Source organism: Humibacter sp., assembly GCF_051954055.1.
Classification (GTDB): Bacteria; Actinomycetota; Actinomycetes; order Actinomycetales; family Microbacteriaceae; genus Humibacter.
Genome location: NZ_JBQCIE010000098.1, coordinates 1 through 14,500 on the forward strand (window position 1 = coordinate 1; position 14,500 = coordinate 14,500).

The window sequence follows — 14,500 nt, forward strand, 5'->3', positions numbered from 1 at the left end:
ATAGCGAGACGGACACGGGGATCAACGGGCTCGGAGTGCTTCACTCACCAATCTGACCCGCCGAAGTGTCACCACCAAGACCAGCCGAAGCGTCACCGATGTCCTGACACAGAACTGTCACCGATATTCTGCGACATAACAAGCCGAGACTACGGTAATTGACCGTAGTTCCGGCGGCCGAATCGTAGTCTCGACGCGCAGTCGAGGATTGAGGGCCGCAACGGCGCAACTGCTCTGGAATTCGCCGGAACGGGCATCCCGCTTTCTTCGGTAGACTGTGCGAGGTCATTTCGGCTTGCTGAACGCCTTGGCGCGTGCCCGGCCGGGTCACCTAGCGGGTCCACCACGATCCGGGGCGTAGCTCAGCTTGGCTAGAGCGCCCGCTTTGGGAGCGGGAGGCCGCAGGTTCGAATCCTGTCGCCCCGACAACGTCGACTCTGACCGAACCACTTTCGAACACAGGAGATCTCCCACGTGAAGACCACGGTCGAGAAGCTGAGCCCGACTCGCGCGAAGCTCACCATCGCAGTGACGCCGGAAGAACTGCAGCCCAGCATCAAGCACGCCTACGAGCACATCGCCGGGGAGGTGAGCATCCCTGGCTTCCGCAAGGGCAAGGTTCCGCCGCCGATCATCGACCAGCGCGTCGGCAAGGCAGCAGTTCTCGAGCACGCCGTCAACGAGGGGCTCGAGGGCTTCTACCGCAACGCTGTAGAGGAGAACGATGTCAAGCCGGTCGGTCGGCCCGAGGCCGACATCACGGAGTGGCCCAGCGACAAGGACTACTCGGGTGATCTGATCGTCGCCATCGAGGTCGACGTGCGTCCCGAGATCACGCTTCCGGAGTACGACGGCCTGGAGCTGACGGTCGACGCGGCGGAGGTCACCGACGAGGACGTCGAGGCCGAGCTCGAGCGACTGCGCAGCCGGTTCGGCACGCTCGTCACCGTCGACCGCCCCGCGAAGAAGGGCGACTTCGCCCAGCTCGACCTGGTGGCGACGATCGGCGACGAGCAGGTCGACACCGCGAGCAACGTCTCCTACGAAGTGGGCTCCGGCGAGCTCGTCGAGGGCATCGACGAGGCACTCGACGCACTCTCCGCCGGCGAGACCACCACGTTCACGTCCAAGCTGCTCGGCGGCGACCACGAGGGCGAGGATGCCGAGATCACGGTCACGCTGAACGCCGTCAAGGAGCGCGAGCTCCCGGATGCCGACGACGACTTCGCACAGATCTCCAGCGAGTTCGACACCATCGACGAGCTGCGCGAGAGCCTTCGCGGCGAAGCCGCACGCGGCAAGACGTTCGGACAGGGCAACGAGGCACGCAACCTTCTCGTCGACCGTCTGCTCGAGCTCACCGAGATCCCGGTGCCCGAGGGCCTGGTCGAAGACGAGGTGCACCGCCACCTCGAGGCGGAGAACCGGCTCGAAGACGACGAGCACCGTGCCGAGGTGAAGGAGGCCAGCGAGAAGGCCTTCCGCACCCAGGTGCTGCTCGACGAGATCGCGCAGAAGGAGAACATCCAGGTCGGCCAGGACGAGCTGAGCAACTACCTGGTTCAGGCGGCCGCCCAGTACGGCATGGACCCGAACGAGTTCGTGCAGCTGCTCGGCGAGAACGGCCAGCTTCCGCAGATGTTCGGCGAGGTCGCCCGCAACAAGACGATCGCCGTGCTTCTCGGCCGCGCCGTCGTGAAGGACTCGAACGGACAGCCGGTGGACCTCTCTGAGTTCGCCGCGGTGAATGAGCCGGCCGAGGACGCGGAGACGTCCGACGACGCAGACGCTTCCGGCGCCGAGTCTTCCGAGGACGCCACGGAGGCCGCCGACGAGGCAGCTCCCGAGGCGGAGGAGAAGCCGAAGAAGAAGTCCGGCAAGGCGGCCAAGGCGTAATAGCCGATAGGGTCTTGCCCGGGGGTGGATGCGACGCATCCACCCCCTTCTTCTTGTTCGTCCCTTCTTCTGCGCGGAGGATGCCATGACCGACTGGGACAAGCAGTTCGACGCCGTGTGGGCCGACGAGGAGTTGAGCGACGTCGAACGCATCGAGCGCATCGACCGGTTGGCAGCGGTGTGGGGCGACAATGCCGTCGCGCTCTTCCATCGGGCCGGAGCGCGGGATTCCGCCGGGCGCGAGGAAGAGGCAGAACCGCTCTACCGACGCGCGCTGCAGCTCGGGCTCGACGACGACCACCGGGTGCGTGCGGTCATCCAGCTCGCCAGCACCCTGCGCAATCTCGGGCGCGTGCACGAGGCGGTCTGGATGCTCGGCGACGAGCACGCGAATCACCTCGCATCTCCCTACCGGGATGCTGTCGCGGCGTTCTACGCGCTGGCCCTCGTGAGCAGCGGAGAGGCGAGACGGGCGACATCCATCGCGCTCGGTGCCCTCGCGCCGCACCTGCCGCTCTACACGCGGTCCGTCACCGCGTACGCGAGAGAACTCGCCATCTGAAAGCTCTCGCCTTCACCGTCGGCTCTGCCAACAGCAAGCTGCGCTTGCGGCGACCTCTGCTTAGTAGGTCGCCGTCGGCTCTGCCGACGGCGAACAGGGCCGTGCCCTAGCGACCGCTTCGATAGATTCGAGAGCACGTACGAAAAAGGGAGCACGTTCATGGCCGAACCGACACTGCAACCCAGTGTTTTTGACCGACTGCTGAAGGATCGCATCATCTGGCTCGGCTCGGAGGTGCGCGACGACAATGCCAACGAGATCGCGGCGAAGCTGCTGCTCCTGGCTGCCGAGGACCCCAAGCGCGACATCTACCTGTACATCAACTCGCCCGGTGGCTCGATCACCGCTGGCATGGCCATCTACGACACCATGCAGTTCGTTCCCAACGACATCGTGACGGTCGGAATCGGTATGGCCGCATCCATGGGGCAACTGCTGCTCACCGCAGGCACGAAAGGCAAGCGGTACATCACGCCCAACGCGCGCGTTCTGCTGCACCAACCGCACGGCGGCTTCGGCGGAACGGCCAGCGACATCCAGACGCAGGCGCAGCTCATTCTCGACATGAAGAAGCGCCTCGCGGAGATCACCGCGGCACAGACCGGCAAGACCGTCGAGCAGATCAATGCGGACGGCGACCGCGACCGCTGGTTCACCGCCCAGGAGGCGCTCGACTACGGCTTCGTCGACCACATCCGCGAATCGGCGACCGACGTGGTCGGCGGCGGCGGAACCCAGGAGTAGGCGCAGTACGCGCACGAGACGAAGGACACCACACGTAATGGAAACCCCGAACTTCTCCGGTCTGGTCGGCGGCTCGCGCATCGCCATGCCGAGCTCCCGCTACATCCTGCCCAGCTTCGAGGAGCGCACGGCCTACGGCTACAAGCGTCAGGACCCGTACGCGAAGCTCTTCGAGGACCGCATCATCTTCCTCGGTGTGCAGGTCGACGACGCATCGGCCGACGACATCATGGCGCAGCTCTTGGTTCTGGAGAGCCAGGACCCGGACCGTGACATCGTGATGTACATCAACTCGCCCGGTGGCTCGTTCACGGCCATGACCGCGATCTACGACACGATGCAGTACATCCGCCCGCAGATCCAGACCGTGGTGCTCGGCCAGGCCGCATCCGCCGCCGCCGTGCTCACCGCCGCGGGCACACCTGGCAAGCGTCTCGCGCTGCCGAACGCACGCATCCTGATCCACCAGCCCGCCGTCGGCGAGGCAGGACAGGGGCAGGCATCCGACATCGAGATCCAGGCGAACGAGATCATGCGCATGCGCACGTGGCTCGAGGAGACGCTCGCGCAGCACACCGGCAAGGATGTCGCGCAGGTGAACAAGGACATCGACCGTGACAAGATCCTCTCGGCCGAGGAAGCCCGCGAATACGGGCTGATCGACCAGGTGCTGAGCAGCCGGAAGAGCCTGCCCGCCCTGACGGCGAAGTAGGCCGAGAAGCACGAGAAGCGGCGGAGGGACTGACGAGTCCTCCGCCGCTTTTCGCACTCGGCAGGAGATTGCCACACCCGACAGATGCCTACCCGTCATTGTCTGCACCACAGGTTAGGCTCGTACGAAGCGGCCCAATCGGGAGGTTCCATGGCTCGCATCGGAGAAAGCGCCGACCTGCTCAAGTGCTCGTTCTGTGGAAAGAGCCAGAAGCAGGTCCAGCAGCTCATCGCGGGCCCCGGCGTCTACATCTGCGACGAGTGCGTCGAGCTGTGCAACGAGATCATCGAAGAGCGCATGGCGGAATCCGGTGAAGAGAACACCGGGCAATTCGACCTTCCGAAGCCGAAAGAGATCTTCGCCTTCCTCGAGGAGTACGTCATCGGCCAGGATGCGGCGAAGAAGGCGCTCTCGGTCGCGGTCTACAACCACTACAAGCGGGTGCGCGCCCGCACCACTCTCGGTCCGGCTGAGTCCATGGGTGACGACATCGAGATCTCGAAGTCGAACATCCTGCTCATCGGTCCTACCGGGTGCGGAAAGACCTATCTCGCGCAGACGCTGGCGAAGCGGCTGAACGTGCCGTTCGCGTTCGCCGACGCGACGGCGCTGACCGAGGCGGGCTACGTCGGTGAGGATGTCGAGAACATCCTGCTCAAGCTCATCCAGGCCGCGGACTACGACGTCAAGCGCGCCGAGACCGGCATCATCTACATCGACGAGGTCGACAAGATCGCTCGCAAGGCCGAGAACCCGTCGATCACCCGAGACGTGTCGGGGGAGGGCGTGCAGCAGGCCCTGCTGAAGATCCTGGAGGGCACCGTCGCGTCGGTCCCTCCGCAGGGCGGCCGCAAGCATCCGCACCAGGAGTTCATCCAGATCGACACGACGAACGTGCTGTTCATCGTCGCGGGCGCCTTCGCCGGTCTGGAAGACATCATCTCGTCTCGTGCAGGCAAGAAGGGCATTGGCTTCGGTGCCCCGCTGCACAGCAAGGGCGACGACATCAACCTCTTCAGCGAGGTGCTGCCGGAAGACCTGCATAAGTTCGGACTGATCCCCGAGTTCATCGGCCGCCTGCCCGTGGTAACGACTGTCACGCAGCTGGACCGCGAGGCGCTGATCCAGATTCTCACCGAGCCGAAGAATGCCCTCGTCAAGCAGTACCAGCGCATGTTCGAACTGGATGGCGTGGAGCTCGAGTTCGACTCCGCCGCGCTCGACGCCATCGCCGACCTCGCCGTGCTGCGCCAGACCGGAGCCCGTGGGCTCCGGGCGATCATGGAGGAGGTGCTCGGACCGATCATGTTCGAGGTGCCCTCCAGCGACGAGGTCGCCCGGGTCGTCGTTACCCGTGAGGCAGTGCTCGACAATGCCGCGCCGACCATCGTTCCGCACCGCCGCACGCGTCGCGAAGAGAAGTCGGCCTGACCTCGACGAAGTCGTAGCAGTCCGGCCCACCCGCGCGTAGCATCGCAACCGTCACGATCACGTTACGGGGGCTCCGATGGACACGAAGATGACGGCCGAGATGATGCAGAGCATGTCGATGGATGCGATCGGCATGCCGGCGATGGACACGATGACCATGCAGGAGTGTATGGAGGCGTGTTCGGCGTGTGAGCAGGCCTGCACCATGTGTGCTGACAACGCCATGGCCGACGGCATGATCAAGTGCGCCTCCATGTGCATGGATTGCGCGGATGTCTGCAACACGATGATGCGCATGATGATGCGCCCGAGCGGGTTCGACATGGCCGCTATGCAGGCGATGCTGCAGGCCTGCATGGCGATGTGCTCGGCGTGCTCCGACGAGTGCGGCAATCACGCCGAGATGAGCGAGACGTGCCGCATGTGCGCCATGGCGTGCGACGCCTGCATGAAGGCGTGCCAGGCCATGCTCGACATGATGCGGCAAGCCGAAGCGGTCTGAACGGTCTCAGGCCGCTTCTTCTGCGAATACGTTGAAGCGTCGAGCGCCGGCCCACAGCACGTTGTAGACGGCGTGCAGGGCGACGGGCTCTCCCGCGGTCACCACATCGGCGAGGTCGCCGTGGTTCCACAGCGAGATCCGCCCGCCGTCCAACGTGATGGCGTCGACCCATCCGTCGTCGCGAACATCGACCACGAGGGCGTCCTGCCACTGGGACGGCGTTGCGGCTGCCAGTCGCAGTTGCACGGCGTGCAGTCCGTGGCCCGGCCGGTTGTCCGCGCACATGCCGTCCCGCTCCCACGCGCACGAGGCGGTGGTGTGCTCGTCGGCTCGGACGGACATGGTTCGGCTCCCTGTGCTCATGGATCGGACTGGAGAATCTCGCGATTCGGTCCGTTCAGAGTACGCAGCGCACGCATCCGAGCGCACCCGCAGCCGTCACACTGCGAAATACGGCCCGGCCGTGGTTCTGCATCGGGCTGACCACAGGTGTCGTCGGCACCCTCGTGGTGGTCGTCACCGTCGTCTCACTGAGGCGCTGACGGTTCTCCCGCCGCCGCTAACTCATCCGGCTGCGTCGAGTCCGCGACGCCGCAGCAGCGGCTCGATCTCGGCATCCCGCCCACGGAAGTCGCGGTAGGCCTCGAGCGGATCCTTCGAACCGCCCACGCCGAGCAGTCGGCGACGGAACCGTTCGCCCGCCTCACGGGAGAGCCCGCCGTTCTCCTTGAACCACTCGACGGTGTCGGCGTCGAGCACCTCGCTCCAGATGTAGGAGTAATACCCGGCGTCGTAGCCCCCCGAGAACGTGTGCGCGAAATACGTGCTCGCGTACCGCGGAGGAACCGCCGGCTCGTCCAGACCGGCGTCCTTCAGAGCAGCCGCCTCGAACTCCTCGACGGATTCCACGTGCGTGTCGGCGTCGATGCGGTGCCAGGCCTGGTCGAGCATCGCCGCGGCCAGGTACTCGCTCGTGGCGAAGCCCTGGTTGAATGCTTCGGACGCACGAATGCGCTCCACGAGCGCCGCAGGCATCCGGTCGCCCGTCTCATAATGGCGGGCATAGTTGTCGAGCACGTCGGGCCACAGCAGCCACATCTCGTTGACCTGGCTGGGGAACTCCACGAAGTCACGGAACACGCTCGTTCCGGCGAACTTCGGATAGTTCGTCACCGCGAACAGGCCGTGCAGCGCGTGTCCGAACTCGTGGAACAGCGTTCCCACCTCGTCGTAGGTCAGGAGCGTCGGCTCGCCGGCGGCGGGCTTCGGAACGTTGAGGTTGTTGACGACGATGGTGGACCCGCCGAGCAGGTGCGTGCGCTCGCCCAGTTCGTTCATCCAGGCGCCGCCGCGCTTCGAGTCTCTCGTGTAGAGGTCGTTGATGTAGAGGCCGATGGCGCTGCCGTCCTCGTCGAAGACCTCGAACACGCGGGCATCCGGGTGGTACGCGGTCAGATCGGGGCGCTCCTCGAAACGGATGCCGTACAGCCGGTTCGCCGCATAGAAGACACCGTCGCGCAGCACGCGCTCCGCCTCGAAGTACGGGCGCATCGCCGCGGTGTCCACGTCGTACTTGGCAGCGCGAACCCTCTCGGAGTAGTACGCCCAGTCCCACGGCTCGATGTCATGACCGGCGGATGCTCGCAGGTCCGCCTTCTCCGCGGCGGCGTTCCGCGCTGCCGCGGGAGCGAGCCGGTCCAGCATGCCCGCGACGGCCTCCGGGGTGCGAGCGGTCTGCGACGCCGTGACGTACGCCGCGTGGTTCTCGAACCCGAGGAGACGCGCACGCTCCGCCCGTAGCGCGGTGATGCGCAGCACGAGGTCGCGTGTGTCGTGATCGCCGCCATGGATGCCGCGGGAACGGGATGCGCGCATCACCCGCTCGCGCGCGTCGCGGTCGGTCAGCCGAGCGAGGTAGGGGTGCCCGGTGGGCAGCACCAATGTGATGAGGTATCCATCGAGTTCGCGCTCGTGCGCCGCCTGCTCCGCCGCCGAGATCTCCGCAGGGGAGAGGCCGTCGAGCTGCGACACGTCCTCCACGTGGACCGCGAGTTCGTTCGTGTCGGCGAGGAGGTTCTTCTCGAATCGGGTGGAGAGCGTGGACAGCTCCGCGTTCAACCGCTTGAGGTGTTCCTTCTCGGCATCTCCGAGCCCGGCACCGGCGAGGGTGAACTCCTCGTGGTAGCGCTCGACGAGATAGCGGGACTCGGCATCCAGGTCGAGCTCGTCGAGGCGTGCGTGCACGGCGCTGATGCGCGCGTACAGCTCGGGATCGAGTCGGATCGCGTCTTCGTGCGCGGCGAGTTCGGGCGCAAGCCTCTCCTCGATGGCGCTGATCTCGTCGTTCGAGTCGGCCGAGCTCTTGTTGAAGAACACCTCGGAAACGCGGCGCAGGAGCTGTCCGGAGCGCTCGAGAGGCACGAAGGTGTTCTCGAAGGTGGGCTCTGCGGGGTCGGCGACGATCGTGGCCACCTCGGCGCGGTGGTCGGCCATGGCCTTTTCGAACGCCGGGAGATAGTGCTCGTCGCGGATCTCGGCGAACGGGGGAAGGCCGTGCGGAAGCGTGCTGTCGCTGAGGAGCGGGTTCGTCATGCACCCAGCCTAGGGCGGTGCTTCCGGTGGATCCAAAGGACACGTTGCAAACAAATCAATGCAAAGATTATGTTGCAAAGAGAACTTTGCAAGCGTACGCTGATGACATGAACGACGAACAGTCGACCGGGGAAGCACGGAAGTCGCTCGCGGGCGAAGCACCAGCGAGCGGTGAGCATCAGCTGCGCCCGACGGATCGACACATCGACCTCGCGGCGCTGAAGGTGATGGCCCACCCGCTGCGGGTGCGCATCCTCGACGAGCTGTCGAAGTTCGGTCCGCTGACGGCAAGCGGTCTGGGGGCGCGGCTGGGTGAGTCCAGCGGAGCGACCAGCTACCACCTGAGGCAGCTGGCCAAGCACGACTTCGTTCTCGAGGTGGAGGGGAAGGGAAATGCCAGGGAGCGCTGGTGGCGGCGCGCGCCCGTCGGACTCTCCATGGATCCGACCGAACTCGGCGACACCGCTGCCGGCCGTGAGGCGTACGACCTCGTCAACCGGGAGTTCCGCCGCAACCAGGAGAACGCGCTGAACGACTTCATGGCGCGAGCGGCCGACACGTTCTCGGAGACCTGGCTGAGGGCCAGCACGATCTCGACCTCGAACTTGCGGATGACGGTCGACGAGCTCGCGGAGCTCTCGGCCAAGGTCTACGAGGTTCTCGATGAAGCGATCGTCGCCTTCCGTGAGCGCGAGGTCCCACCGGGTGCGAGGCCCGTGCAGGTGCAATTCAACGCGTTCCCGATCATCGGGGGAGTGGAGAAGGAATCATGAGCGCGATCGGAGCGGTTCCCACCCGCGGATTCGGGCGAGAGCGTGCCGCGATCCGAATCGGCAGGGCGTTGGTCTCCTGGGGCGAGCGGCGCGAGCGGCTCGAGGCGGAGCGCCAGGCGCTCTACCGTCGTCAGGCTGCCGCCGAGGAGCAGACCACGGTGCGGGTGGCTGCGGTACGGGGACAGCTGCTCCCGTGAGCCGCGGCCGGGTCAGTCAGTCGGCGTCGTCGTCCGGCTGAGAAACCGTGGCGGTGTCCTCGTCCGGGTGATACCGGATGACCGTTCCGTCGTCCAGCTCAACCACGGGCTTGCCTTCGAGCCAGGTCAGCGTCCAGCGCCACGTGGAGGCGTCGACGTCGAGCGCCTCGAGCTCGTCCTCGACGGCTCGCACTGCAGACACGACGACGGAGGGCAACCGCTCGGGTGCTGTTCCGCCGACGGGCCAACGGGTGCCGAGCTGCATGGTCAGGCGTCCTGGGGACGCAGTCGGTAGACGACCACCTCTGAGGCGTCTGCGATCTCGTCGTAGAAGCCGCGGGCATCCGAGTCCTCGGGCTTCGCGAGCCACTGCACGACGCGGATGCCCGAGCCGGCACCCAGATCGGCCACGGCTTCGATGAGCGTGCGTCCGTAGCCCTGCTCCCTGTGCTCCTCGAGCACGAACAGGTCGTCGATGTGCAGCGCGCGGTCTCCCTCGAGCGGACGCGGCACATCGTGGAAGTGCACGAGGCCGACCAGGGCGCCTTCGTCGTCGACGGCGACCAGTCCGCGCTCGCTGTGGGCGGCATCCGTCAGCCAGCTCCACACCAGAAGGGCACCCTGGTCGGTGAGCTGGCGTCCGTAGAACGCGGCGTAATCCTCGTAAAGGGCGAGCCAGGAGAAGAAGTCTCCTTCTCCTGGTTCGCGGATCGTGATTCCCATTCAGTCCCCCTCTGGGCGCGCCGTCGCGGTAGGCGCGAGACGTGTCTACAACCTATTGTCAGGAGGAACGGCGCGCATCAACCATTTCTACGCGGCCGACTCGTCCGCGAGCTCGACGTCGACCGTCAACTCGGCGCCCGGGACGAACTCGAGTTCGGCGATCCGTCCGACGGCGCGGATGTCTGCACCGGCCTGCTCGATGGCCCTCAGCTCCTCGTCGGGAGCCGTGATGACCGCGCGGGCGACCGGTGCCTTCTGCGAAGCCTTCGCAGCGGTCTTGGCCCCGCGGATGCCGGTCAGCACGCCCGACGTCGCCTTGAGCACGTGCGGTGTCGCCTCGCTCGCCGCGGCCCGCACCTCGTCGGAGGACGGCCACTGCGCGGCGTGCACCGAGCCGGCCTGGAACCAGGACCAGGCCTCCTCCGTGGCGAACGGGATGAACGGGGCGAACAGCCGAAGCATCGTGGACAGCGCGAGGCGCAGGGCGGCCACGGCCGAACCGGCGCCCGGCCCTTCGCTGTACGCGCGCTCCTTGACGAGCTCCAGGTAGTCGTCGCAGAACGCCCAGAAGAACGACTCGGTCACCTCGAGCGCCTTCGCGTGGTCGTAGTCGTCGAGCGCCTTGGTGGCCTCGGCGACGACGTCGGCGAGCCCGGCGAGCATGCTGCGATCGAGGGACTCCGTCACGGTCGAGTCGCCCTCAGGGAAGCCGAGGATGAACTTCGCCGCGTTCAGCACCTTGATGGCCAGGCGCCTGCCGATCTTGATCTGCGTCGGGTTCTGCGGATCGAAGGCAGAGTCGGTCCCGAGCCGGCTCGACGCGGCCCAGTAGCGCACGGAGTCGGAGCCGTGCTGCTCGAGAATGTCCGCGGGCGTCACCACGTTGCCCTTCGATTTCGACATCTTCTTGCGGTCGGGGTCGACGATGAAGCCGGAGAGAGCGGCGTGCTTCCACGGCGCGACACCCTCCTCCAGCTGCGCGCGCAGCAGGGTGGAGAACAGCCAGGTGCGGATGATGTCCTGGCCCTGAGGACGAAGGTCGTAGGGGAAAACGGACTCGAACAGCTCGGGGTCGCGTTCCCAGCCGCCCACGATCTGGGGCGTGAGCGACGACGTCGCCCACGTGTCGAGGATGTCCACCTCGCCGACGAAGCCGCCGGGCGCGCCGCGCTGCGACTCCTCGAATCCCGGCGCGGTGTCGATCGTCGGGTCGACGGGAAGCTGGTCGCGTGCAGGCAGGATCGGATGGTCGAAGTCGGTCTCGCCATCCTCGTTCACCGGGTACCAGACCGGGATCGGCACGCCGAAGAACCGCTGGCGCGAGACGAGCCAGTCGCCGGAGAGCCCGCCGATCCAGTTCTCGTAGCGCACGCGCATGAAGTCCGGGTGCCAGTCGATCTCGCGCCCGAGTTCGATGAGCCGCTCGGAGAGCCTCTTATCGCGGGCCCCGTTCGTGAGGTACCACTGGCGCGTCGAAACGATCTCGAGCGGCCGGTCGCCCTTCTCGTAGAACTTGACGGAATGCGTGATCGGCTTCGGATCCTCCAGCAGGTCGCCGGATGCCTTGAGCAGTTCGACCATCGCCTGCTTCGCCGAGAAGACGGTCTTGCCCGCCAGCTGGGCATAGGCATCCTTCGCCTGCTGGCTGGAGATCGCCTCCGGCGGGTCGGGGAGCACGCGGCCGTCGAAGCCGATGATCGGGCGCGTCGGCAGGTCGAGTTCACGCCACCACGTGACGTCCGTGATGTCGCCGAAGGTGCAGACCATCGCGATGCCGGTTCCCTTGTCGGGCTCGGCGAGATGGTGGGCGAGCACCGGGACCTCGACGCCGAACACCGGCGTGCGCACCGTCTTGCCGAAGAGCGGCTTGTAGCGCTCGTCGCTCGGATGCGCGACCAGGGCGACGCACGCGGCGATGAGTTCGGGACGCGTGGTCGCGATCACCACGGGGCCGTCGTCGCCGTGGAACGAGATGGTGTGAAACGCGCCGGGCTGGTCGCGGTCCTCGAGCTCTGCCTGGGCGACGGCGCTGCGGAAGGTGATGTCCCAGAGCGTCGGCGCCATCGCCTGGTACGCCTCGCCGCGCTCGACGTTGCGCAGGAAGGCGAGCTGCGAGACGAACATCGACTCGTCGCCGATCGTGCGGTACGTCTGGTTCCAGTCGACGGAGAGACCCAGCTTGCGCCAGACGGCCTCGAAGTGCTTCTCGTCTTCGACGGTGAGCTTCGCGCACAGTTCGATGAAGTTGCGGCGCGAGATCGGCTTCTGGTCGGCTGCCCGCGAACTCTTGTTGTCTCCACCCTCGTACGGCGGCACGAAGTCCGGGTCGTAGGGCAGCGACGGGTCGCAGCGCACCCCGTAGTAGTTCTGCACCCGGCGCTCGGTGGGCAGCCCATTGTCGTCCCAGCCCATCGGGTAGAAGACGTGCTTGCCGAGCATGCGCTGGTACCGAGCAGCGATGTCCGTGTGCGTGTAGCTGAAGACGTGCCCGATGTGCAGCGAGCCGGACGCGGTCGGCGGCGGCGTGTCGACGGAGTAGATCCCGGACCGGCCTGCGGCCAGGGCGGCATCCCGGTCGAAGTGATACGTGCGTGAGGCGCGCCAGCGTTCGTCCCACACCTGCTCGAGGCCCTCGAGCGCCGGCTTGTCGGGGATCCTGCCGAAGGCGGTCGTGGCGGATGCGTCGTGCGCGGCGTCGGTCATGGCGGATCTCCGTGGTCGTTATGTGCGGCACCGTGTCAACTGGTGCCTGAGTGTGGGATTCCCGCCATTCTACTTGTCGGCGCGGTCGACTCCTGAAAGGAGCTAGTGCGCCGCCGGCACCGCGTCCCGTTCGGACTCCAGCACGTCCTCCGCGTCGGCGAGTCCCTCCCGGCGGCGCCGAGCGATGGATGCCGCTGCCACCGCCGCCACTAGGGTGATCGCCGACAGCACGCCGAGCACGATGCCCGGATGCCACCACGCGTTGTGCGTCGCGGCACCCAGTGCCTCGGTCAGGATCGGGATCAGGCCGGAGAGCGCGGCGGCCACGGCGTATGCGATCGACAGCGCGCTGTACCGGATGGACTGGCCGAAGATGTCGGCCATCAGCCCACCGAGCCCTGCCCAGCTCAGCGTCGGGAAGATACCGCCGACGATCATCGTGCCGACCAGGATCGGGAAGGTCGCGAACTGCAGCAGGAAGTACATCGGGAACGCGATGAGGAGCGTGGTGAGCGCGCCGATCCACACCACGCGCGCCGAGCCGATGCGGGTGGCGAGAACGCCGAAGAGCGGGATCGTCACGAGCTGCAGCAGGCTGCCGATCGTGGTGGCGATGAACAACTGGGTGTAATCGAAGTGCAGCGCGGTGACGCCGTAGCTGATGGTGTACGTGTTCATCAGCGAGTACGACCCGATGCCGAGCAGGGCGGCGCCGATGGCGACCACCAGAGCCACGGGCTGGCGCCGGAACACGTCGAGCACGGGCATCCGGGTGCGTCGCTTCTCCTGCACGAGGTGCGAGAAGACCGGGGTCTCGTCGATGGAGAGCCTGAGGTACAGCGAGACCGCCAGCAGCGGGAGCGCGAGCAGGAACGGGATGCGCCAGCCCCAGGCGCCGAGCGCCCCAGGGGACATGTTGAAACTCAGCACGAGGAACAGCACGGCCGTGACGATGGTGCCGATCGGCGAGCCCAGCTGCGGAAGAGCGGCGTAGAAGCCCCGACGTCGCTCGGTGGAATGCTCGACGCCGACCAGGATGGAACCGCCCCACTCGCCGCCGAGCGAGATGCCCTGGATGACCCGCAGCACGACGAGCAGGATCGGTGCCGCGATTCCGATGGTCGCGTAGCCGGGTAGCACGCCGATCAGCGCAGTGGACACGCCCATGATGCCGATCGTCCAGATCAGCGTTGCCCGGCGGCCGAGGCGGTCGCCGAGGTGACCGAAGACGATCGCCCCGATGGGACGGACGAAGTATGAGGTGGCGAGGGTGAGGAACGCCAGCAGGGTTCCGGCGACCTTGTTCTCGGCCGGGAAGAAGACGGCAGCGCTGAACAGAGCACTGAAGTAGCTGAAGACGTAGAAGTCGTACGACTCGAGCGAGGTGCCGACGAGCGAGGCGAGGGTCACCCGCCAGGCGTTGCGGTCGGCGTTGCGTGCTGCGATGGCTGTGGAATCGGTCACGAGCATCCAGCATCCCACGTAGAATGCTTCAACAGGCGTCGATCCGGACATCACCGGGGAGCTCTCGGAAGAACGGCGAAAGCCCACGTGGCTTCGAACCAAGTAGAACCGAGCGGGGCAGGCCCGTCACAGCCGCCGTGAGAGTGGAGCTGGCGCAGCAATGCGCCCGTTCAAGCGGGGTGGTACCGCGGTCCGTGAGGG

At 66.4% G+C, this 14,500-nt stretch carries 14 protein-coding genes and 1 tRNA gene; 9 read left to right on the forward strand and 6 right to left on the reverse strand.

Annotation, left to right across the window (positions count from 1 at the left end; genetic code table 11):
• The first annotated feature begins 351 nt into the window (after positions 1-351).
• The 7 genes from ACTHNC_RS11610 (at position 352) to ACTHNC_RS11640 (ending at position 5,847) form a co-directional block, all read left to right on the forward strand.
• Positions 352-426 (forward strand) — tRNA-Pro (locus tag ACTHNC_RS11610).
• 48 nt (positions 427-474) lie between these two features.
• Positions 475-1,896 (forward strand): trigger factor, encoded by a 1,422-nt coding sequence (gene tig / locus ACTHNC_RS11615; RefSeq protein ID WP_440294762.1) that lies wholly within the window; start codon positions 475-477, stop codon positions 1,894-1,896.
• Positions 1,897-1,981: 85 nt separating this feature from the next.
• Positions 1,982-2,458 carry a tetratricopeptide repeat protein gene (locus ACTHNC_RS11620; RefSeq protein WP_440294763.1) on the forward strand — a complete coding sequence of 159 codons (477 nt, stop codon included), beginning with the start codon at positions 1,982-1,984 and terminating at the stop codon, positions 2,456-2,458.
• Between the two features lie 159 nt (positions 2,459-2,617).
• Positions 2,618-3,202 (forward strand): ATP-dependent Clp protease proteolytic subunit, encoded by a 585-nt coding sequence (locus ACTHNC_RS11625; protein WP_440294764.1) that lies wholly within the window; start codon positions 2,618-2,620, stop codon positions 3,200-3,202.
• Positions 3,203-3,239: 37 nt separating this feature from the next.
• Positions 3,240-3,914: an ATP-dependent Clp protease proteolytic subunit gene (locus tag ACTHNC_RS11630; RefSeq protein WP_440294765.1), complete on the forward strand. Its 675-nt coding sequence runs from the start codon at positions 3,240-3,242 to the stop codon at positions 3,912-3,914.
• 150 nt (positions 3,915-4,064) lie between these two features.
• Entirely contained in the window at positions 4,065-5,345 is a 1,281-nt protein-coding gene (clpX, locus tag ACTHNC_RS11635) for an ATP-dependent Clp protease ATP-binding subunit ClpX (protein ID WP_440294766.1), read from the forward strand.
• 76 nt (positions 5,346-5,421) lie between these two features.
• Positions 5,422-5,847 carry a four-helix bundle copper-binding protein gene (locus tag ACTHNC_RS11640; RefSeq protein WP_440294767.1) on the forward strand — a complete coding sequence of 142 codons (426 nt, stop codon included), beginning with the start codon at positions 5,422-5,424 and terminating at the stop codon, positions 5,845-5,847.
• 6 nt (positions 5,848-5,853) lie between these two features.
• Here the strand turns inward: ACTHNC_RS11640 and ACTHNC_RS11645 are convergent, their stop codons facing one another.
• Together ACTHNC_RS11645 and ACTHNC_RS11650 are read right to left on the reverse strand one after the other, a co-directional pair.
• Positions 5,854-6,189 carry a hypothetical protein gene (locus tag ACTHNC_RS11645; RefSeq protein WP_440294768.1) on the reverse strand — a complete coding sequence of 112 codons (336 nt, stop codon included), beginning with the start codon at positions 6,187-6,189 and terminating at the stop codon, positions 5,854-5,856.
• Positions 6,190-6,411: 222 nt separating this feature from the next.
• A complete protein-coding gene (locus ACTHNC_RS11650) occupies positions 6,412-8,439 on the reverse strand; it encodes a M3 family metallopeptidase (protein WP_440294769.1) in 2,028 nt (675 codons plus the stop codon).
• 107 nt (positions 8,440-8,546) lie between these two features.
• Between ACTHNC_RS11650 and ACTHNC_RS11655 the strand changes: the two genes are divergently transcribed.
• Together ACTHNC_RS11655 and ACTHNC_RS11660 are read left to right on the forward strand one after the other, a co-directional pair.
• On the forward strand, positions 8,547-9,212 hold the full coding sequence (locus ACTHNC_RS11655) for an ArsR/SmtB family transcription factor (protein ID WP_440294770.1): 666 nt from the start codon (positions 8,547-8,549) through the stop codon (positions 9,210-9,212).
• Entirely contained in the window at positions 9,209-9,409 is a 201-nt protein-coding gene (locus tag ACTHNC_RS11660; protein ID WP_440294771.1) for a hypothetical protein, read from the forward strand. The genes ACTHNC_RS11655 and ACTHNC_RS11660 overlap by 4 nt, the downstream gene beginning before the upstream one ends.
• A 16-nt stretch (positions 9,410-9,425) precedes the next feature.
• Here ACTHNC_RS11660 and ACTHNC_RS11665 read toward each other — a convergent pair whose 3' ends face one another.
• From ACTHNC_RS11665 to ACTHNC_RS11680, 4 genes are all read right to left on the reverse strand, one after another.
• Positions 9,426-9,674 carry a hypothetical protein gene (locus ACTHNC_RS11665; protein WP_440294772.1) on the reverse strand — a complete coding sequence of 83 codons (249 nt, stop codon included), beginning with the start codon at positions 9,672-9,674 and terminating at the stop codon, positions 9,426-9,428.
• 2 nt (positions 9,675-9,676) lie between these two features.
• Positions 9,677-10,132 carry an N-acetyltransferase family protein gene (locus ACTHNC_RS11670; protein ID WP_440294773.1) on the reverse strand — a complete coding sequence of 152 codons (456 nt, stop codon included), beginning with the start codon at positions 10,130-10,132 and terminating at the stop codon, positions 9,677-9,679.
• An 87-nt stretch (positions 10,133-10,219) separates the two neighbouring features.
• A complete protein-coding gene (valS, locus tag ACTHNC_RS11675; RefSeq protein WP_440294774.1) occupies positions 10,220-12,835 on the reverse strand; it encodes a valine--tRNA ligase in 2,616 nt (871 codons plus the stop codon).
• A gap of 102 nt (positions 12,836-12,937) precedes the next feature.
• Entirely contained in the window at positions 12,938-14,305 is a 1,368-nt protein-coding gene (locus ACTHNC_RS11680) for an MFS transporter (protein WP_440294775.1), read from the reverse strand.
• Positions 14,306-14,500 lie beyond the last annotated feature (195 nt).

What these genes read in the sequence shown, in the direction of transcription:
- ACTHNC_RS11620 (WP_440294763.1), top strand. Translation starts at nt 1,982, where the DNA reads ATGACCGACTGGGACAAGCAGTTCGACGCCGTGTGGGCCGACGAGGAG.
- ACTHNC_RS11625 (WP_440294764.1), top strand. Translation starts at nt 2,618, where the DNA reads ATGGCCGAACCGACACTGCAACCCAGTGTTTTTGACCGACTGCTGAAG.
- ACTHNC_RS11630 (WP_440294765.1), top strand. Translation starts at nt 3,240, where the DNA reads ATGGAAACCCCGAACTTCTCCGGTCTGGTCGGCGGCTCGCGCATCGCC.
- clpX (WP_440294766.1), top strand. Translation starts at nt 4,065, where the DNA reads ATGGCTCGCATCGGAGAAAGCGCCGACCTGCTCAAGTGCTCGTTCTGT.
- ACTHNC_RS11640 (WP_440294767.1), top strand. Translation starts at nt 5,422, where the DNA reads ATGGACACGAAGATGACGGCCGAGATGATGCAGAGCATGTCGATGGAT.
- ACTHNC_RS11645 (WP_440294768.1), bottom strand. Translation starts at nt 6,189, where the DNA reads ATGTCCGTCCGAGCCGACGAGCACACCACCGCCTCGTGCGCGTGGGAG.
- ACTHNC_RS11650 (WP_440294769.1), bottom strand. Translation starts at nt 8,439, where the DNA reads ATGACGAACCCGCTCCTCAGCGACAGCACGCTTCCGCACGGCCTTCCC.
- ACTHNC_RS11655 (WP_440294770.1), top strand. Translation starts at nt 8,547, where the DNA reads ATGAACGACGAACAGTCGACCGGGGAAGCACGGAAGTCGCTCGCGGGC.
- ACTHNC_RS11660 (WP_440294771.1), top strand. Translation starts at nt 9,209, where the DNA reads ATGAGCGCGATCGGAGCGGTTCCCACCCGCGGATTCGGGCGAGAGCGT.
- ACTHNC_RS11665 (WP_440294772.1), bottom strand. Translation starts at nt 9,674, where the DNA reads ATGCAGCTCGGCACCCGTTGGCCCGTCGGCGGAACAGCACCCGAGCGG.
- ACTHNC_RS11670 (WP_440294773.1), bottom strand. Translation starts at nt 10,132, where the DNA reads ATGGGAATCACGATCCGCGAACCAGGAGAAGGAGACTTCTTCTCCTGG.
- valS (WP_440294774.1), bottom strand. Translation starts at nt 12,835, where the DNA reads ATGACCGACGCCGCGCACGACGCATCCGCCACGACCGCCTTCGGCAGG.
- ACTHNC_RS11680 (WP_440294775.1), bottom strand. Translation starts at nt 14,305, where the DNA reads ATGCTCGTGACCGATTCCACAGCCATCGCAGCACGCAACGCCGACCGC.